Annotated in this window: 17 protein-coding genes and 4 tRNA genes; 18 read left to right on the top strand and 3 right to left on the bottom strand. The window is 66.1% G+C overall.

Features of this window, described 5'->3' with window-relative positions:
- Positions 1-24: 24 nt before the first annotated feature.
- From IPK85_26355 to IPK85_26365, 3 genes are read right to left on the bottom strand one after another with little or no spacing between them, the layout of a single operon-like run.
- Entirely contained in the window at positions 25-783 is a 759-nt protein-coding gene (locus tag IPK85_26355) for an ABC transporter ATP-binding protein (GenBank protein ID MBK8250890.1), read from the bottom strand.
- A complete protein-coding gene (locus IPK85_26360; GenBank protein MBK8250891.1) occupies positions 780-2285 on the bottom strand; it encodes a transglutaminase domain-containing protein in 1506 nt (501 codons plus the stop codon). Before IPK85_26360 ends, IPK85_26355 begins: the two co-directional genes overlap by 4 nt.
- On the bottom strand, positions 2282-2827 hold the full coding sequence (locus tag IPK85_26365; protein MBK8250892.1) for a macro domain-containing protein: 546 nt from the start codon (positions 2825-2827) through the stop codon (positions 2282-2284). The genes IPK85_26360 and IPK85_26365 overlap by 4 nt, the downstream gene beginning before the upstream one ends.
- Before the next feature lie 109 nt (positions 2828-2936).
- Here IPK85_26365 and uvrA point away from each other — a divergent pair, with 109 nt between their 5' ends.
- The 18 genes from uvrA (at position 2937) to IPK85_26455 (ending at position 18636) form a co-directional block, all read left to right on the top strand.
- On the top strand, positions 2937-5777 hold the full coding sequence (gene uvrA / locus IPK85_26370) for an excinuclease ABC subunit UvrA (GenBank protein ID MBK8250893.1): 2841 nt from the start codon (positions 2937-2939) through the stop codon (positions 5775-5777).
- A gap of 125 nt (positions 5778-5902) precedes the next feature.
- Positions 5903-8923, top strand: coding sequence for a SusC/RagA family TonB-linked outer membrane protein (locus IPK85_26375; protein MBK8250894.1), 3021 nt, complete (start codon positions 5903-5905; stop codon positions 8921-8923).
- Positions 8924-8936: 13 nt separating this feature from the next.
- Positions 8937-10214, top strand: coding sequence for a RagB/SusD family nutrient uptake outer membrane protein (locus tag IPK85_26380; protein ID MBK8250895.1), 1278 nt, complete (start codon positions 8937-8939; stop codon positions 10212-10214).
- Positions 10215-10261: 47 nt separating this feature from the next.
- Positions 10262-11275, top strand: coding sequence for an alpha/beta fold hydrolase (locus IPK85_26385; GenBank protein MBK8250896.1), 1014 nt, complete (start codon positions 10262-10264; stop codon positions 11273-11275).
- Positions 11276-11279: 4 nt separating this feature from the next.
- A complete protein-coding gene (locus tag IPK85_26390; protein MBK8250897.1) occupies positions 11280-11633 on the top strand; it encodes a VOC family protein in 354 nt (117 codons plus the stop codon).
- A gap of 99 nt (positions 11634-11732) precedes the next feature.
- Complete coding sequence (locus tag IPK85_26395; GenBank protein ID MBK8250898.1) at positions 11733-12137, top strand: hypothetical protein; 405 nt, start codon at positions 11733-11735, stop codon at positions 12135-12137.
- A gap of 3 nt (positions 12138-12140) precedes the next feature.
- Positions 12141-12917 (top strand): PspA/IM30 family protein, encoded by a 777-nt coding sequence (locus tag IPK85_26400; GenBank protein MBK8250899.1) that lies wholly within the window; start codon positions 12141-12143, stop codon positions 12915-12917.
- Positions 12918-12923: 6 nt separating this feature from the next.
- Positions 12924-14120 (top strand): AI-2E family transporter, encoded by a 1197-nt coding sequence (locus tag IPK85_26405; protein ID MBK8250900.1) that lies wholly within the window; start codon positions 12924-12926, stop codon positions 14118-14120.
- A gap of 45 nt (positions 14121-14165) precedes the next feature.
- The gene (locus IPK85_26410) at positions 14166-15635 is read left to right on the top strand and encodes a cysteine--tRNA ligase (protein ID MBK8250901.1); all 1470 of its coding nucleotides are present in this window, start codon (positions 14166-14168) and stop codon (positions 15633-15635) included.
- Positions 15636-15710: 75 nt separating this feature from the next.
- Positions 15711-15783 (top strand) — tRNA-Thr (locus tag IPK85_26415).
- A gap of 36 nt (positions 15784-15819) precedes the next feature.
- A tRNA-Tyr gene (locus tag IPK85_26420) sits at positions 15820-15902 on the top strand.
- Positions 15903-15941: 39 nt separating this feature from the next.
- A tRNA-Gly gene (locus IPK85_26425) sits at positions 15942-16014 on the top strand.
- Between the two features lie 63 nt (positions 16015-16077).
- Positions 16078-16150 (top strand) — tRNA-Thr (locus IPK85_26430).
- Positions 16151-16270: 120 nt separating this feature from the next.
- Positions 16271-16423 carry a 50S ribosomal protein L33 gene (rpmG, locus tag IPK85_26435; GenBank protein MBK8250902.1) on the top strand — a complete coding sequence of 51 codons (153 nt, stop codon included), beginning with the start codon at positions 16271-16273 and terminating at the stop codon, positions 16421-16423.
- Positions 16424-16425: 2 nt separating this feature from the next.
- On the top strand, positions 16426-16656 hold the full coding sequence (secE, locus tag IPK85_26440) for a preprotein translocase subunit SecE (protein MBK8250903.1): 231 nt from the start codon (positions 16426-16428) through the stop codon (positions 16654-16656).
- 2 nt (positions 16657-16658) lie between these two features.
- Positions 16659-17219: a transcription termination/antitermination factor NusG gene (gene nusG, locus IPK85_26445; GenBank protein ID MBK8250904.1), complete on the top strand. Its 561-nt coding sequence runs from the start codon at positions 16659-16661 to the stop codon at positions 17217-17219.
- A 299-nt stretch (positions 17220-17518) separates the two neighbouring features.
- A complete protein-coding gene (gene rplK, locus IPK85_26450) occupies positions 17519-17944 on the top strand; it encodes a 50S ribosomal protein L11 (protein ID MBK8250905.1) in 426 nt (141 codons plus the stop codon).
- Positions 17944-18636: a 50S ribosomal protein L1 gene (locus IPK85_26455; protein MBK8250906.1), complete on the top strand. Its 693-nt coding sequence runs from the start codon at positions 17944-17946 to the stop codon at positions 18634-18636. Before rplK ends, IPK85_26455 begins: the two co-directional genes overlap by 1 nt.
- Positions 18637-18638: the final 2 nt, after the last annotated feature.

Below are 18638 nucleotides of genomic sequence, written 5' to 3' on the forward strand. Positions count from 1 at the left end.
CAGGCGCCAGAGGCGCGTGAGGAGTCAACCATCGAGGACGCCCACCAGGTCCCGCGCCACCGTGTCCCCGGTAAGCCGCAGGAAGATGTCTTCCAGCCCCTCGTCCCCACGCTCGGCGTTGGCCCGCAACTCGGCCATCGTCCCCTGCGCGCGAATGATGCCCCGCTGGATGATCGCGATGCGGTCGCACATCCCTTCCGCCACCTCCAGGGTGTGCGTCGACATCATGATCGTGTGGCCGCGCCGCGTGTACTCGCGAAACAAGTCCTTCAGCGTCCGTGCCGCCTTGGGATCGAGGCCCACCATCGGTTCGTCCACGACGATCACGTCCGGGCGATGCACGAACGCACTGGAGATGATCAGCTTCTGGCGCATCCCGTGGCTGTACGACTCCACGAGCTCGTCGCGCCACTCCGTCAGGTCAAACGCCTCGAGAAGTTCCGCGGCACGTCGCTCGATCACCGGACCTTCCTGCGCGTACAACCCGGCCACGAACCGCATGAACTCGATCCCCGTCAACTTCTCATAGATGAACGGTCGATCGGGGATGAACCCGAGCCGCGCCTTCGCCGCCACCGCGTCGGTCGCAAGGTCGAGCCCGGCCACGCGAATCGATCCACTGGTCGGGCGGAGGATCCCGGCCACCATCCGCATGGTGGTGGTTTTGCCCGCGCCGTTCGGTCCGAGAAAGCCGAACAGCTCACCCTTGGGGACCACGAGGTCGAGCCGGTCGACCGCCGTGAACGAGCCGTACTTCTTGCTGAGCTGGGAGATCTCGATCATGGCTCCGTGCGGTCGAGGACGGTCAGGGTGGCGCGCGACAACAAACGTTCGAACTCGGGGAGGAGGGTCGGGCTCCCGAACTGCAGGCGCAGGTGAGAGGCATCGGCAGGAACCACCCCGCGCTGGAGGTCCACGGGAATCCACGTGCCGCCGAGCCATGCTTCGGCCCAGGTGTGCGGCACCAGGCCGTCCGCTGTCGCCAGGACGCCCAACACCGGGCGTGCCGGCACCCCGCTCGCCCTCGCGAGGGCAATCCAGAGGTTGACCCGGTGGCCGGCCTGGCCGGCGCGGGAACGCAGCGTGGCCGCCGCACTGGGCGGGGTTGGCGTGACATCGAGTGCGATGGAATCCACCACCCACCGAGCCAGCACCCGCGCCGTCGTCAGGGGATCCGGCTCCCGCGCGCGCAGCTGCCTCGCCGCCGCGATCACCACCGGGGCCTCCACCTCGATGAAGGGCTCCACTTGCAACTCCCGCGAGAAACGCGCGCGATGGTCCCGATGGGGTGGGAGCCAGTATCCGCTGGCCTTCGCACGCACCGGGGCGTCCGCCACGGTGACCGTGTCACCCATGACGTGCTGCCAGTCGTTGGTTGCCTTGAGCCGTTCCAGCGGCAGGCCCCGGGCGAGGACGACCAGTCGCGTGAGCGACACGCCGCGCCGGTCGATGCGCGCGAGCGCGGGGTCGGCGATTGTGCTCGCGCCACTGCGCCAGTTCTCGAAGGCGACCTCGTAGGCCGTGCGTCGTTCCTCCCCCCGTGCGCTCCGCGCCGCCACCAGCTGGCCCGTTTCGTCGACCCAGCTCTCGATCCTCCCGGTAACTGCGGGATCCTCGACCACGTGCCAGGCGGTGACCGTGTCGGCATGGACGCCACGCCACCGGCGGGCGCCGGCATCAAACGCTGCGGAGTCCACGACAACCCAGGAACTCTCCGCCCGAATGTGCGTTGTCGCTCGCCGCACCCTCAGCGTCGCGGGATCAAAGACGTCCCAGGCCTGACGATCACCGACGGACGGGGCCGCGCCGAGCGCAACTACCGTCGGAACCAGGAAGGGGACCAGCAGTGGTGGGCGGAACGTCAGCCTCGTGGTGTCAGATCCGTCCGTGCGGGGGCGCACCACGCGCAGGACCGAGTCGTCGATGACCGTGGCCGTCGCCGTGAGCTCGCCATCCCGAACGGCGATGCTGCGCAGGACGAGGGAGCGCGAGGCGTGCACCACGACCTGCTGCACCCGGCGTCCACCGGGAAGGCTGCTGTCGGTGGTCACGGAGTAGTCGGTCAGCTGCAATCCGGCGGGGACGGTGTCGGTCGTCAGCGACGAGAACCCGACGTGCCGGCCATTGCGCTCCACCATCGAGTAACTCGTCACCGGTGACACCCGAATCGCCGCTTCTGCGAGGCGTTCGACGTCGGATCTCGACAGTTCGCGCTGGGCCAGTGCTCCGAGACCGATCCCCCACGCCGCGAGCACCGAGACGGCGATCAACCCGCGGCCGTTCATGTGCGACCCCCCGTGGGAAAGGCCGCCGCTTCGTCGCTGGTCTCCACGACGAACGTGACCTGCAGGGGTGCTTTGGGTGCGACGCGTGGCCGCCAGCCGGTGATGGCATCTACCATGGCATGGGCGGCGCGGTCGATGTCGAGATTGCCCGCGCCGAGGCCGAACGGCATCACGGCGACGTGGCGCAACCCCCAATCCGCGGCGCGTTGCAGGACGCCGGTCATGGCGCGCTCCACCCCGTGGACGCTCACCGGCTCGTCCTTCGTCATCACGACGGCATGGATCAGCAACTTGGCCTCGAGCGCCCCCGCCGGTGTGACCACGGCAGCGCCGACGTCCAGGCGATCCGCGCTGCCGGAATGGGCGAGGATCTCCGGGCCGGCGCACGTCTCCACCCGGCGACCGAGCGTCGTGGTCGCGCGCAGCGCCTCGTTCACCGGGCGGGCGAGGGCGTCGCACGCGACAAAGGCGGGGTCCTCGACGATGACGGACCAGCTGACGTTAGGCGCGGCGGGGGGGCGCGCCGCAAGTGAAGCACTCACAACGGGTTCGTTGGGTCGGGGGTCCGGATCAAGACCGCTGGCATCCCCCGCGCGTCACGTCGGACGGCTCCCTTGCTGACGGCAGGGGTTTCGGTCACTATTCGGGCCCATGGCAGACGACTCGCTCATCGTTCGCGGCGCCCGCGAGCACAACCTCCGCAACATCGACGTCACCATTCCCCGGGACCGCCTCACGGTGGTCACGGGGCTGTCCGGCTCGGGCAAGTCTTCGCTCGCGTTCGACACGATCTACGCCGAGGGACAGCGGAGGTATGTCGAGTCGCTCTCGGCGTATGCGCGCCAGTTCCTGGGGCTCATGGAAAAGCCCGACGTCGACACGATCGAGGGACTGTCGCCGGCGATCTCCATCGAGCAGAAGACGGCGGGGCACAATCCGCGGTCGACCGTAGGGACGGTCACCGAGATCTACGACTATCTCCGGCTCCTTTATGCGCGCGCGGGCACGCCGCACTGCCCCAATTGTGGTCGTGGCGTGGAGCGCCAATCCCCCGGACAGATCGCCGATAACGTCCTGGCCTGGCCGGAGGGGACGCGCATCGAGATCCTCGCGCCGTTGGTGCGTGGCCGGAAGGGTGAGTTCAAGGACCTGTTCGAGGCCGCACGCAAGCAGGGGTTCATGCGCGCCCTCGTCGACGGTGCACTCATTGAGCTGGCCAAGCCACCCGCGCTCAACCGCCGGCAGAACCACGACGTCTCGATCATCGTGGATCGTGCGATGGTGCGCGCGTCAGATCGCTCCCGGCTGGTCGATTCGCTGGAGACGGCCCTCAAGCTCGCCGAAGGGCTGGTCGAGGTGGTGCGGCACAACGAACCGAAGGAGACGGTGTTGTTCTCGGAGCGGTATGGGTGCCCCACCTGTGGCATCTCACTCCCCGAGCTCGAGCCGCGGCACTTCTCGTTCAACTCGCCCTTTGGCGCGTGCCCGTCGTGCGGCGGACTTGGGACGCGCCGCGAGGTGTCCGAGGAGCTGATCCTCGGCGATCCATCCCTGTCGCTACTGGAGGGGGTCGTGCTTCCCTGGGGCGAACCCGATGGCTACCTGCGTCGTGTGATCCTTCCGGGGCTGGCGAAGGAACTCAAGTTTGACCTCAACGCCCCGTGGGGCAAACTGCCCAAAGCGGTCCAGCGAGTCCTGCTGCATGGCACCGTGCCGGAGGGCGGCCGCAAGGGAACGCGGAAGGCCCCGACGCCGACCGGGTCCGCGTGGGAGGGGATTGTCGCCGCGATCCAGCGTCGATACCTCGAGACCGAGTCCGACGCCATCCGCGTGGAAATGGACGGCTACATGGTCGTCAAGCCGTGCCAGGCCTGTGACGGGCGCCGCCTAAAGCCGGAGTCCCTGGCCGTCACCATCACCGGAAAAAACGTCGGGGACCTGGTCGAGATGTCGATCGCGGAGTCACGGCGGTTCTTTGATGAACTTCCGGTGCGGGGCAACGGCCGCCCGGGGCTCGATCCGGAAATCGCGGGACCCATCCTGAAGGAAGTGCGGGAACGCCTGCGGTTCCTTGACGACGTGGGGCTCGACTACCTCACCCTCGGTCGGTCCGCCGAGTCGCTCTCGGGGGGCGAGGCGCAACGGATTCGGTTGGCCACGCAGATCGGTTCGCGACTGGTCGGGGTCCTCTACATTCTGGACGAACCGTCCATCGGACTGCACCAGCGCGACAACGCGCGACTCCTCGACACGCTCAAACAGCTCCGCGACCTGGGGAACACGGTCATCGTGGTGGAGCACGACGAGGATACGATCCGCGCGGCGGATCACGTCATTGATCTGGGGCCTGGGGCCGGAAAACATGGGGGCCACGTGGTGGCCGAGGGCTCACTGCAGGACATCGAACGCGCACCCACGTCGCTCACCGCGCTGTACCTCACGGGGAAGCGCCGGGTGGAGGTGCCGACGCGGCGGCGTCCGGTGGATCCGCAGCGTGTGTTGCGGGTCCACGGGGCGCGCGAGAACAACTTGCGAGACCTCACGGTGGACTTCCCGTTAGGCACCTTCATCGCCGTGACGGGGGTGTCCGGGTCTGGCAAGTCGACCCTGGTGGAGGAGGTCCTCCAGAAGGCGGTGGCGCGCCACCTGCATCACGCTCGTGTCATCCCCGGTGCGCATGACCGGGTGACCGGGTTGGACCACATCGACAAGGTCATCGACATCGACCAGACGCCCATCGGGCGCACCCCGCGCTCGAATCCTGCGACGTACACCGGGATCTTCACTCCGGTGCGCGAGTTGTTCGCCGAGATGGAAGAGTCGAAGATCCGCGGGTATGGGCCGGGGCGTTTCTCGTTCAACGTGAAGGGCGGGCGGTGCGAGAGCTGTCAGGGCGATGGGCTCGTCAAGATTGAGATGCACTTTCTCCCTGACGTCTACATCCCGTGTGATGTCTGCAAGGGGAAGCGCTACAACCGGGAAACCCTCGAGGTTCGCTTTCGGGGGCTCAATATTTCGGAAGTCCTCGACCTGACAGTGGAGGACGCCCTCGCCTTCTTCGAGAATCAGCCCCGCATTGCGCCGCGGCTCCAGACGCTGAACGACGTCGGGCTCGGGTACATCCACCTGGGCCAGAGCGCCACCACGCTCTCCGGTGGTGAGGCCCAGCGCGTTAAGCTGGCCACGGAGCTGTCCCGTCGCGACACGGGGCGAACCTTGTACATCCTCGATGAGCCCACAACCGGGCTGCATTTCGAGGACGTCCGGTTGTTGCTGGACGTGTTGCATCGCCTCGTGGACCGGGGCAACACCGTCCTGGTGATCGAGCACAACCTGGACGTCATCAAGACGGCGGATTGGATCGTCGACCTCGGCCCGGAGGGCGGGGCACGTGGCGGTGCCGTCGTGGCCGCCGGGACTCCAGAGCAGGTGGCGCGCGTGCGGACGTCGCATACTGGTGCCTTTCTCAAGGCGATCCTTACGCGCAGATAACAGGACGCCTGTGGCGCGTCTTCGTCGTGTGTTTGTTGACGCGGCCCGGTCCGGCCCGCATGCTAGCCCGCGTTTCGCGCGATAGGCGCGGTGTGCAGGCCCCAATCAAACTAACCGGAGGTAACATGTCACGCCGAGCGATCCCGTGGCTCCTTGCTGCGCTCGTGTCGCTGCCAGCGGCCTCGCACGCGCAGGCCACAGGCAGCATTCGTGGGCAGGTCAGAGACTCCGCCAGCCAGCGGCCGCTCGCTGGCGCCGAAGTCGCCCTGACGGCCGAGGGCGCCCAACGTGCCCTCGGTGCCCGGGTGGGCGACGACGGCTCGTTCACGATTGCCAATGTTCCGGCGGGCGCCGTTGTGATCCGGGTCCGGTTGGTCGGCTACGCGCCGATGCAGCGTACCGTGACGGTACGCGCCGGTGAAGCGCTGACGGCGGATTTCGCGATGACCCAACGCCTGCTCCAGCTCGACCAAGTGGTGGTGACGGGCACCGGGGGCGTGACGCAGCGTCGGGCGGTGGGCAACGTCATCGAGTCGATCAGCGCGACCGACGTGCTCCAACTCGCCCCGGCTCGAAGTGTTGAACAGCTCATGGGGTCGCGCACGTCGGGGTTGATCGTCCTGCCCGCCTCGGGGCAGGTCGGTACGGGCGCGCAGCTGCGCGTCCGCGGCGTCTCCAGTCTCTCGCTCTCCAACGAACCGCTGATCTACATCGACGGCGTACGCGTGGACGGCAACGTCTCGCGGGGGCCGACCCAGCGCGGCGGTGGCGGCGCCAGTCGCCTCAACGACATCAACCCGCAGGACATCGAGAGCATCGAGGTGATCAAGGGACCGGCCGCCTCCACCCTCTACGGCACCGAAGCCTCAAACGGCGTCATCCAGATCATTACCAAGCGCGGAAAGTCGGGGAAAACCAACTTCGACTTCACGACGCGCCAGGGCACCAACTGGATGATGGATCCGGAAGGGCGTGCGGGGTTCCTTTACGCGCTCAACGCGACCACCGGGGCGATGGACAGTGTGAACCTGTATGAGTACGAGAAGACCAACGGCAACGGGCCCATCTTCACCAATGGCATGAACCAAGGGTATATCGGGTCGTTGAACGGCGGCACCGACGCCAACCGGTATTACCTCTCCGGTGCCTGGGACCACGACGTCGGGATCGTCAAGCACAATTGGGACAAGAAGTTCACGGCGCGCGCCAACATCGATGTCCTCGCCATGAAGTCGCTGCGCATCCAGGGGACCATCGGGCACATCCGAGACCGCGTCCGGCTCGCCCAACAGGCCATCGACATCGACCCGTTCAGTAACCTGGTCTGGGGGACGCCTCGCTCGTTGAGCACGGTGCGTCGAGGGTTCGGCTTCTCGCCACCGGAAGAATGGGAGACGGCGGAAAGCCACGCGGACAACGATCGCACCACGACGTCCATCACGATGCAGTACACGCCGCGCGAGTGGTTCACCCATCGCCTGGTGACCGGCCTGGACGTCAGCGCGGAGAACAATTGGAACCTGTATCCACGACAGCCCCTGGGGTCGCTCGATCCGCTGGGCCAGAACGGGCTGGGCAGCAAGTCCGTCTCACGCGCCAATCGCACCTTCCTCACCCTGGATTACGCGGGCTCGCTCAAGTACGGGTGGCGTGATGACCTGCGCTTCACCTCCTCGGTGGGGCTGCAGCACTATCGCAATGAGTTGAGCAACATCACGGCGAGCGGCGTCACCTTCCCCGCGGGGCCGATCACCACGGTGTCCGGTGGGGCCACGCGCAGCGGGGATGAGACCTACGTGGCGAATGCCACCGTCGGCGTGTTCGGCCAGCAGGAAGTGGCGTGGAAGAACCGACTCTTCGTGACCGCCGCCCTGCGCGGGGACGACAACAGCGCCTTCGGGCGCGACTTCAAGGCGGCGTATTACCCCAAGCTCAGCGGCTCATGGGTCGTGAGCGAGGAGCCGTGGTTCAAGGTGCCGGCGCTGCAGACATTCCGGCTTCGTGCGGCGATGGGCGCCGCCGGCACACAGCCCGGGACGTTCGATGCGGCTCGGCTCTACGACCCGAGTGTCGGGTACCAGAACCAGCCTGGCCTGGTGCCGGGATCCTTTGGCAATCCACAGCTCAAGCCCGAACGCAGCACCGAGTTGGAGATGGGCTTTGAGGCCACGTTGTTCGACGGGCGGATCGATGCGTCATACACCCACTATGGCCGGGACATCAGCGACGCCATCGTTAACTCGCCGATCGCGCCTTCGGTCGGATTCCCCGGATCCCAGGTGATCAACATTGGCAAGGTGAAGGGATGGGGCGATGAACTCACCATGAACGTGCGTGTGATCGAAGGGCGACGCGTCGCGTGGGAACTGGGGACGCAGCTCGCGTCAAACGGAAATCGCATCGAAGACATGGGTGGGACCACGTTCCTGACGGTCGGTGGGGGTGGCCAGGCGCAGAACCGGGTCGGCTGGTCGATCGCGGACTTCTTCATGTACAAGGTGCGGACGGCGACCCTCAGCTCGACCGGCGCCGTCCTGACCTCCACGTGCGATGGCGGGCGTGGACTTCAAGGCTTGGAACAGGGTGGTGCGGATACGCCGTGTGGCGCCGCGCCTCGGGTCTTCTGGGGGCACTCGCAGCCGACCTGGCAGGCGGGACTCAACTCCACACTCACCCTGTGGGGAAACCTCCGCCTGTATGCGCGGGTCGACGGGAACGGCGGTCATGTCCAGTCGAATACCGAGATCCGCGCCCTGCATAACCAGGGCTCCTCCAAGGCGGTGATCCTGCGCAACGATCCGCTGCTCCAGACCTATCGTGCGATCGAGGCTGATGCGCCGGGCACCTACAAGGCCGGATTCCTCCGACTCCGCGAGCTCTCGGCGGCCTATGCACTCAATCCAAACTGGGTGAAGCGGTTCGGTGCGTCCGGCGGATCGGTCAATGTCGCGGGGCGCAACCTGGCCATGCTGTGGACCGCGCAGCACGGGTGGAGCACGCCGCGCAACGGACGCATCAACGTCGATGTGGCTGAACGTCACACCTGGGATCCGGAGATTCGCGCGGTCGGTCAACTCTCCAATGGATTCCAAACGATCATGCCACCGACCGCCTCGTTCGTCACCACCTTCCGCCTCAGCTTCTGAGGGAGACGCTCCCATGACTGCTCTCATGACCCGGCGCGCCTTCCGCCGCCGCATCACGCGTGTTGGAACCCTCGCCGTCACCGCCCTCGGCCTGGCGTGCGACTCCCTCCTCTCTGTCGAGAATCCCGGGCGCGTCGAAGAGGCGGCGCTGGGTGACCCCGCCATCATGCCCATCCTCTCCGCCGCCGCGCTGCAAACGGCGCAGTGTGCCTTTGCGGAATTCGCCGCCACCGGCGGGGTGCTCTCCGGCGAGTATTGGTCCGCGAACGGCTTTGTGAACAACCACATCTGGGAGTGGCGCGGCGTCGTCGAGATCAAGGGATCGCCCGGCGGCTGTAACAACGGCCGCGCCACGACGTCCCTTGGGTTCTACACCCCGGCCCAGCAGGCCCGCTTCCAGCTCGACGATCTGGCCAAGCGCCTCGCGGATTTCACGGATGCGCAGGTCCCGAATCGACAGCGCATGCTCGCCGAGGCGGCCGCCTACTCCGGTTACATGCACACCCTGCTTGGGGAGGGCATGTGCGAGATGGCGATCGACAATGGCCCTTCGATGACTCCCCAGCAGGTGTGGGCCATCGCCGAAACGAAGTTCGCGACCGCACTCCAGATCGCGACCGCGATCAACGACGCGAGCCTCCGCAACATGGCGACCGTTGGCCGGGCACGGGTGCGACTCGACCTGGGGAACCTCACCGGGGCGGCGGCAGACGCGGCGTTGGTCCCGACCGGGTTCGTCCGGAATGCCGAGTTCTCGGAGACCACCCCCGCGCGCGAGAACCACCTCTACAACCTCACGGTGCGCAACGACTTCCTCTCCGTGGCCCCGGCCTATCGGGGGCTCACGGTCAACGGGGTCGCGGACCCGCGGGTGCGGGCAAACGACATGCGGCGCGTTGGTCCGGACAACTCCACCCCGATCTGGCAACAACAGAAGTTCACCGGGAGCGGCGGGGCCAGCCTGCCAATTGCCTCGTATGCCGAGGCACAGCTCATTCTGGCCGAAGCCGTGGGCGGCCAGGCGGCCATCGATGCCATCAACCGCGTTCGTGCCCTGTCAAACATCGCGCCCATGCCGACGCCGCCAGCAGGGACCAACATCACCGACCTGGTGATCGAGGAGCGCCGTCGCCAGCTCTTTAGCGAGGGCCACCGCTATGTGGACATGTTGCGCAAGCGCATTCCATTCCAGAGTGGGGTGAACCGCAAGGGCCAGACCTACAGCACCCTGACGTGTATTCCGCTCCCCGATGTGGAAACGCGGAACAACCCGAACTTCAAGAACGGCTGATCTCGCACATGGGGCTCGCACGGAGCGAGCCCCGCAACCGGAATGGAATGATGGCGTCACCGCTGCAGTGGATTGGCCGGATCCTCAAGTACGGCGTTCTTGGAATCGGAGGCTTGCTAGCCTGTGTCGCCGTGTGGGCGCGAGTCGCGCGGCGAAGTGACGCGAAGCTCCCTGCTCCCGGCCAACTCGTCGAGGTCGAGCCGGGCCGCCAGATGCACATCACCTGCCTCGGAACTGGGGCGCCCACGGTTGTCCTGGAGGCCGGGCTCGGGGACTACGGCTGGTCCTCATGGTCGACGGTCCAGCCACAGATCGCCGCCACCACACGGACCTGCTCCTATGATCGGGCCGGGACCGGCTGGAGTGACCCACCGCGGCGGGATCCCATGCCCAGCGCCATGGTGGATGACCTGCGGACCTTGCTGACCGCGGCGGGCGAGCGCGGTCCGTATGTGTTGGTCGGGCACTCGCTCGGTGGCCCCCTCGTACGCCACTACGCCAGACGCTTCCCCCGCGAGGTCGCTGGCATGGTGCTGGTGGACGGATCGCACGAGGATCAGTTGACGCGCCTGCCCCCGCTGCCCAAGGCGGCGGAACTGGTGATCGCGGCGCTGCCAGCACTGCACTTCCTGGGCCTCGATCGACTCGCGGGCGCCTTCGCGGCGGACACCGCGGCGAAGACGCAAGTGGCCCGACAGACCTCGGATCTCGCCACCGCGAACACGACCTGGATCTACGAGCACCTGGCCCCCTTCCTGGCCCAGGCGCGGGACTCTGGATCCTCGTTAGGCGACGTCCCGCTCGTCGTCCTCACGGCCAGCACCATGCAAGGACCAGGCATGCCACCGGAGCTGGCCGAGCGGTTCCACGCGGTGTGGGTCACGCTCAACCAGGAGATTGCGACCTACTCCACACGGGGACAGCAGCGGACGGTACCTGGCACCACGCACTACATCCAGCGCGACCAGCCGCACGCGGTGATCGACGCGGTCAACGGGATGGTCCGCGAGCTTCGCGCCGCGACGACCCCGGACACGGCCTCGTCGCCGTCGGCCCGCTAGTCGCATGGCGCGCGCAGTGCCGCAGCTCCCGGCCGACGACCTCGCCGTCGCTCGCTCCTTCTACGTCGCTGGCCTCGGCTTTTCGGTCACGTTCGAAGCCACGGAGGACGACCGGTCCGGCCTGCTTGGCCTTGCCCGGGACGGCATCGTCATCACCGTCGACGCCCCGATGCATGGGCACGGCCGGGAGGCCTGCGTGGTCGTCGAGGTCGAGGACGCAGATGCCTGGTTCGCCGAGTGGAGCGCGCGTGTCCCGGTCCTCCGCCCCCCACGGGACGAGCCATGGGGCGGGCGCACCTTCGATCTCGTCGACCCGTCCGGCAACACGATTTTCGTCATCGGACCCGCGCGCCCATAGCCCGCGCCGGGTCGGTGCCGCTTATCTTGCGGACGGCGGGAGGAAACCCCCGGCCAACTCCGCCCGTAGAGGTCCCACACACCTCCTGTTTCCAACGGCATGGCCACCAAAGACGATATCGAGTCCTTCCTTGACCGGATGTCCGCCAATGGCATCTCGTACTTTGCCGTGGACGACAACACCTGGATCGTCCAGCCCGGCGGGGCGCTGGATGTCGACCTCGTGGTGCACCACAATCCCCCGGTCGTGGTGTTGCGGGTCAAGGTCATGAACGTCCCGGTGAAGAATGGCCGGACGGCGGACCTCAACCGCCGCCTTTTGGAACTCAACGCGTCGGACCTCGTGCATGGCTCGTACGGCATCAGCGACGGATCCATCGTCCTGACCGAAGCCCTTGAGCTGTCGCACCTGGACTATGAGGAGTTCCAGGCCAGCTATGAAAGCATGACCCTCGCGCTCGCTACACACCTGCGCGAACTCACGTCCTACCGCGAGGACGCCTAAGCAATGGGCATTTTCGATCGTCTGGCTTCCCTGCTGAAGTCGAACATCAATGACATGATCTCCTCCGCGGAGAACCCGGAGAAGATGCTCGACCAGATCACGCGGGACATGCGCGATCAGCTGGTGAAGGCCAAGCAGCAAGTGGCCGCCGCCATCGCCGATGAGAAGCGCTTGCGCGACCAGGCCGATGCCGAACAGAAAGCGGCCGCGGATTGGGAACAAAAGGCCATGCTGGCCATCCAGCAGGGGCGCGATGACCTCGCCAAGCAGGCCCTCGTGCGGCAGAGCGAGCACATCGCACACCATGCGCAGCTCGAGCAGACCTGGCAGTCCCATCAACTCGAGACCGAAAAGCTCAAGCACTCCCTCCATGAGCTGAACGACAAGATCGAGGAAGCCAAGCGGAAGAAGAACCTCCTCCTGGCCCGCCAGCGGCGAGCCCAGGCGCAGAAGCGGATCCACGAGACCATGTCCGGGCTCTCGGAGAAATCCGCCTTCGAGGCCTTCGCGCGCATGGAGGAGAAGATCGAGCAGAACGAGCGCATGCTGAAGGCAAGTGTCGATATCGACCAGGAGTTCTCGGGCGACCGACTCCAGGCGGATTTCAAGCAGCTGGAGAAGGCGGCCGGCGGCCTGACCGCCGACGCACAGCTCATGGCGCTCAAGCAGAAGATGGGCATGCTCGGTGCCGGCTCAACAGAGAAGAAGCAGATCGGGGCCGGGAAGCCTGCCGCCGAGGATGTGCACGCCGAGATCGAGGATGGCGACGACAAGGCCTAGCTGGTGATGAGCAGCCGCGACCCGGGGGTCGCAGCGCTACGGATCGCGCCCGCGCGCGCCGCGACGGTCGCGACCGTTTTGCTTTTGTGGCTCCTCGCCCGCGCCGCTGACATCTTCCTGCTGCTCTTCGTCGCGATCATCTTCTCGCTGTACCTCGGCGCGGCAAGCCAGGGCATCGAGCGGCGCACCGGGCTCCCCCGTGGCGTGGCATTCACGGTGGCTTTTGTCGCCACGCTCGCCGCTGCCGTCGGATTGGTGACCCTGCTCGTCCCTCCCGTCGTGGAGCAGACCCAGCAATTGGTCGCGAACTTGCCCACGTATCGCGATGCCTGGCAGGCGTGGGTGGAGCGCCTCCTCGCGCGGTACCCCGTGCTGCGCCAGGTGTGGGCGGACGAGTCGGGCAAGATGGTCGGGACGCTCGTGCAGCAAGCGGAAGCAGCGTTAGGCGGTGTGGTGCCTCGTGTGGTCGGCCTGGGGCATGCGGTCGTGAACATCGTCTCCATTCTCGTGATGTCCATCTTCCTCGCCCTGCATCCCGGGACCTACCGCGAGTGGCTCATCGCGCTGTTCCCGCCCGTGCGGCGTGACCTGGCGCGAGATGTCCTGCGCGACCTCGCCAATACCCTCCGCTCGTGGATCGTCGGGCAGCTCTGGGCCATGGCCATTCTTGCAGTGCTGACGGCGGCTGGGCTCTATGTGCTGGACGTCCCCTATTGGCTCACCTTCGGGGTCTTCACCGGGGCCGTGGCGATCATCCCGTTCTTCGGAACCCTGATCTCCTCGACGATTCCCGCGTTGTTTGTGCTCGGGGGGGAAGGGGTCTTCGGCATGGGACCAGGGGGACACGCCGTGGCCGTGGCCGCGCTCGGGTTCCTCATCCACATCGTCGAGGCCAACCTCGTCATCCCGCTGATTACGCAGAAGCAGGTGGAGATTCCGCCCGTGTTGAGCATGATGGCCGTGCTGCTCGTGGGCCGACTCCTCGGTCCTGCGGGGCTCCCGGTGGCGGTCCCGATGCTCGCGGTGGCCATCGTCCTGGTTCGGCGGATCCTCGTTAACCGCGTCTACGAAGGGGAGAGCCTGCTCCGGCCGGGGCTCGACCGGGTCATGGTCCTCCGCGTCCCCGCCGCGGACAACGGGGTGATCGCCGGGGCGGGGGCCCCAATCGACGTCCTGCGATTCTCACCGACGAGATCTCCCTAGGCCGAGTGGCTTGACCCCCGTACGGGCTTCCCATTCCATTCCGGGATGAGCTTCCGCCTGTACAACACGCTGTCGCGTTCCGTCGAACCCTTCCTGCCGGCTGACGGCCAAACGGTCCGCATGTACACCTGCGGCCCAACGGTCTACGACCCGGCCCATGTCGGGAACTTCCGGACCTTCCTGTTCAACGACCTCATGCGGCGCGCGCTCCGCCTCCAGGGGTGGAACGTCGTCCAGGTGCAAAACCTCACGGACGTGGACGACAAGATCATCCATCGTGCCGCTGCGACCGGAAAGACGATTGTCGAGGTGACGGAGCCGATCACTGAGATCTTCCACCAGGATCGCAGGTACCTTCGCATCGAGGACGCCGAGGTCTATCCCAAGGCGACCACGCACATCCCCGAGATGGTGGCCCTCGTCCAAACGCTCCTGGACAAGGGGGTGGCCTATACCGCCGAGGACGGCTCGGTCTACTTCGGGATTGATCGGTTCCCCGGCTACGGCAAGTTGTCGAGGCTGGACACGCGCGAAATCCGGAGTGGGGCCCGTGTCGCGCAGGATGACTACTCCAAGGAGAACGCCCAGGACTTCGCGCTCTGGAAGGCCGCGAAGCCGGAGGATGAAGCGGCCGGGGCCGCCTGGGATGCGCCGTTCGGCCGCGGTAGGCCTGGCTGGCACCTCGAGTGCTCGGCGATGGCCATGAAGTACCTCGGCGAGACGCTCGACATCCATGGAGGCGGGATCGACCTCGTCTTCCCTCACCATGAGGACGAGATCGCCCAGAGCGAGGCGGCCACAGGAAAGACGTTCTCGCGCTTCTGGTGCCACGGCGAGTTCCTGCAGATCGACGGGACGAAGATGTCCAAGCGGCTGGGGAACATCACGACGGTCAAGGACCTGCGGGAGCGAGGCATTTCGGCTGCGGCGCTTCGGCACTTCGTCTACAGCACCCACTACCGAAAGCAGATGAACCTGTCCGGGGAGGGGCTGGAAGCCTCCCTCGAGGCGGTCCGTCGGGTTGGGGAGCTCGCCCACCGGCTGGAGACGGCCCGGGGCGGGACTGCGGAGTTGGCCGTGGCCGCCGGGGAGGGAGAGGCGGCCTTCAGGGCGGCCCTGTCGGACGACCTCAACGCGCCTGAGGCGGTCGCCGCGCTGTTCGGGTTCCTCCAGAGGGCGAACGCGGAGCTGGATCGGAAGGGATCTGACCCCGCGGCGCTGGCGGCGGCACGCCGGACCTTTCTATTGATGGACGGTGTGCTGGACTTCACGCCGCGGGTTACCCGGGTGGTCGTTGGCGCGGAAACGGTGGAGCCAGCGCTCGACTCCCTGGTCGATCTGGAGGAGGTGGAAAAGGGGGTTCTGGCGTGGGGTGCGGAGCGGCTGCAGGCGCGGCTGGCCGCGCGGAAGGCCCGGGAGTTCGCCACGGCAGACGCCATCCGGGCGGAGGTGGAGGGCCGGGGGCTGGTGGTGAAGGACATGCCACAGGGGACCCAGCTGGAGCGGTGGAGGTAACCCCTTCTACGCCAACGGATTGACACCCTCTGGAATGACAGCTAGCATTCCAAGCTCGCGAAAAATGGGCAGTCTGCTGACGTAGCTCAATTGGCAGAGCAGCTGATTTGTAATCAGCAGGTTGCGAGTTCGATTCTCGCCGTCAGCTCTGCAAGAGGGGTGCGACAGGACGGTCCGTTTGAGCGGTGGGGTACCCAAGTGGCCAACGGGAGCAGACTGTAAATCTGCCGGCTTATGCCTTCGAAGGTTCGAATCCTTCCCCCACCATGCGGGCGACCCACGGGTCGTTAGGTCAGGCGTGGCGATGCGGGAGTAGCTCAGTTGGTAGAGCGCAAGCCTTCCAAGCTTGATGTCGCGGGTTCGAGCCCCGTCTCCCGCTCTTGTGATGTGGTGCAGGTGGCTGAGTAGCGGGGCGGGGTGCTGGTGGCAGGGTGCAAGCGTCGCTGACGTAGCTCAGTTGGTAGAGCACATCCTTGGTAAGGATGAGGTCACCGGTTCAATCCCGGTCGTCAGCTCTGGAAGGGTGGTGAGGATCGGCGCACGCGTGATGGCAGGTGCGCTGGTGGAGGCCTTATCGCAGCAGTCGGTCTTTATTGCCGCCTGCCGTCTACCGTCTGCCGTTTTCAGGAACTGACATGCCCCGCGACAAGATTATCCTCGCGTGTAACGACTGCAAGAATCGCAATTACTTCACCACGAAGAACAAGCGCACGCATCCCGAGCGTGTGGAGTGGAAGAAGTTCTGCCCGCGGTGCAACAAGCACGTCGTCCACAAGGAAACGAAGTAACCGTGACCACTGAAGTCGTCGCATCCCAGAGCTTGCCGCAGCGCGTCGTGCGTTTCTACCACGACGTGATGGCGGAGATGAAGAAGGTGACGTGGCCGGACCAGCCGCAGGTGCGGTCGCTGGCCATCGGCGTCATCGTCCTCTCCCTGTTCATCGGCGCCGTCATCGGCCTGATGGATCTGCTGTTCCAGTCGGTCCTCGTGCGCTGGATTCCCTCCCTGTTCGGAGGTTAGGCGTGGAGGTGCATCGTTGGTACGCCATCCAGACGACGGCAGGGCATGAGAACAAGGTGAAGTCGCTGATCCTGCGGAAGATCGAGCAGGACCCGCGGCCTGCCGAGGACAAGCTCATCCGTCAGGCAGTCGTGCCGACGCAGGAAGTGGTCGAGCTCAAGAACGGCAAGAAGGTGACGGTCGATCGCAAGCTGTACCCCGGGTATGTCCTTGTTGAGATGATGTGGAACCAGGAATCGTCGCACATCATCAACTCGATCCAGGGGGTCATCAAGTTTGTCCAGCACGGCCTCGGGGGCGCCACGCAGGAACCGATGTCGCTGCGGCAGGATGAGGTGCGGCGCCTCCTCGGGTTGGCAGATGAGAAGGAGGAGGAGCTGCCCGTCGAGGAGATTCCATTCCTCATCGGTCAGGCCGTGGCCATTACGGAGGGTCCGTTCACCGACTTCAATGGCACCGTGGAGGAAGTCATCCCGGACAAGGGCAAGGTGCGGGTGTCGGTTTCGCTGTTCGGGCGGCCCACCTCGGTAGAGTTGGACTACCTGCAGTTGAAGGGATACTGAGCAGTCGGTTGGATCAGGCAGTCAGGATAGCGCGCGAGGGGAGCTGCGAGCGCGCTGTCTGGCAGGACCGACGGGAGTCGTGCGGTTTCGTCCCGTCCAGCAGTCACCGGCCTTTGCGCGGGGCGGCCGCATAGCGGCGAGGAGCGCACCGTCGGCAGACCACGACGACGTTAATCACACGGTGGGAGATCACGCGCAGCACGCGCCGGGAATCGCAGTTGTCTGACGAGGGTGTGGCCTGAATGGCCCGCCATCGCGCAGGCCCCGCGTCGTGACGCGCATCATCGTACAGGAGACCAATGGCAAAGAAGGTCACTGGCTTCGTCAAGCTCCAGATCCCAGCGGGGCGTGCGAATCCGGCTCCTCCAGTAGGTACGGCGCTCGGCCCCCAGGGCATCAACATCATGGCGTTCTGCAAGGAGTTCAACTCCCGCACGCAGGCCCAAGATGGACTGATCCTCCCGGTCGAGATCACGATCTACTCGGATAAGTCGTTCACCTTCATCCTCAAGACGCCGCCCGCGGCGATCCTGATCAAGAAGGAGCTCGGCTTGGAAAAGGGGTCGGGGCAGCCCAACCGCGTGAAGGTCGGAACGCTGACGCAGGCCCAGGTCAGGAAGATCGCCGAAGTGAAGATGCCGGACCTCAATTGTGAGTCGATCGAGTCGGCCATGGCCATGGTGGCCGGCGCTGCACGCTCGATGGGCGTCGAGGTAAAGGGCTGATGAAAACTCACGGCAAGAAGTTCAACACCGCCGCGGAGCGCCGGGACCCCGCCGCGACCTTCCAGCCCCGTGCGGCGCTGGAGCTCGTAAAGGGTGCCGCCTTCGCGAAGTTCGATGAGACCGTCGAGGTCGCCGTCCGACTGGGCGTCGATCCGCGACACGCCGACCAGGTGGTGCGCGGGACGGTGGTCCTCCCCGCGGGCACCGGTAAGACGGTGCGCGTGCTCGTGATCGCCGTCGGCGACAAGGCGCGCGAAGCCACGGAGGCCGGGGCCGACTTTGTGGGCAACGAGTATCTCGCGAAGATCAAGGAAGGCTGGCTCGATTTCGACGTCATGATTGCTACGCCGGACCAGATGGGCCAGATCGGCCAGCTGGGCCGCGTGCTCGGTCCTCGCGGCCTCATGCCGAACCCCAAGGCGGGCACCGTCACGATGAACGTCGGCACCGCCGTACGTGAGTCGAAGGCGGGCAAGATCGAGTTCCGCGTCGACAAGGCCGGGAATGTGCACGCGGCCATCGGCAAGGTCTCGTTTGGCCTTGAGGCCCTGGAGCAGAACTTCACGGCCTTCATGGACCAGATCGTCCGCAGCAAGCCCTCGGCGTCCAAGGGCGTTTATGTCCGCAATGTCTCGGTCTCCAGCACCATGGGTCCGGGCGTCAAGGTGGACACCACCCCCTACCGAGGCTGAGC

It is taken from the genome of Gemmatimonadota bacterium (assembly GCA_016712265.1).
GTDB lineage: Bacteria > Gemmatimonadota > Gemmatimonadetes > Gemmatimonadales > Gemmatimonadaceae > RBC101.

Bases quoted from the DNA above. Each gene is read 5' to 3' on its own strand.
- IPK85_26355 (MBK8250890.1), bottom strand. From the start codon at position 783: ATGATCGAGATCTCCCAGCTCAGCAAGAAGTACGGCTCGTTCACGGCG.
- uvrA (MBK8250893.1), top strand. From the start codon at position 2,937: ATGGCAGACGACTCGCTCATCGTTCGCGGCGCCCGCGAGCACAACCTC.
- IPK85_26410 (MBK8250901.1), top strand. From the start codon at position 14,166: ATGAGCTTCCGCCTGTACAACACGCTGTCGCGTTCCGTCGAACCCTTC.
- IPK85_26400 (MBK8250899.1), top strand. From the start codon at position 12,141: ATGGGCATTTTCGATCGTCTGGCTTCCCTGCTGAAGTCGAACATCAAT.
- IPK85_26405 (MBK8250900.1), top strand. From the start codon at position 12,924: ATGAGCAGCCGCGACCCGGGGGTCGCAGCGCTACGGATCGCGCCCGCG.
- IPK85_26390 (MBK8250897.1), top strand. From the start codon at position 11,280: ATGGCGCGCGCAGTGCCGCAGCTCCCGGCCGACGACCTCGCCGTCGCT.
- IPK85_26395 (MBK8250898.1), top strand. From the start codon at position 11,733: ATGGCCACCAAAGACGATATCGAGTCCTTCCTTGACCGGATGTCCGCC.
- rplK (MBK8250905.1), top strand. From the start codon at position 17,519: ATGGCAAAGAAGGTCACTGGCTTCGTCAAGCTCCAGATCCCAGCGGGG.
- rpmG (MBK8250902.1), top strand. From the start codon at position 16,271: ATGCCCCGCGACAAGATTATCCTCGCGTGTAACGACTGCAAGAATCGC.
- IPK85_26385 (MBK8250896.1), top strand. From the start codon at position 10,262: ATGATGGCGTCACCGCTGCAGTGGATTGGCCGGATCCTCAAGTACGGC.
- IPK85_26455 (MBK8250906.1), top strand. From the start codon at position 17,944: ATGAAAACTCACGGCAAGAAGTTCAACACCGCCGCGGAGCGCCGGGAC.
- IPK85_26380 (MBK8250895.1), top strand. From the start codon at position 8,937: ATGACTGCTCTCATGACCCGGCGCGCCTTCCGCCGCCGCATCACGCGT.
- IPK85_26375 (MBK8250894.1), top strand. From the start codon at position 5,903: ATGTCACGCCGAGCGATCCCGTGGCTCCTTGCTGCGCTCGTGTCGCTG.
- IPK85_26360 (MBK8250891.1), bottom strand. From the start codon at position 2,285: ATGAACGGCCGCGGGTTGATCGCCGTCTCGGTGCTCGCGGCGTGGGGG.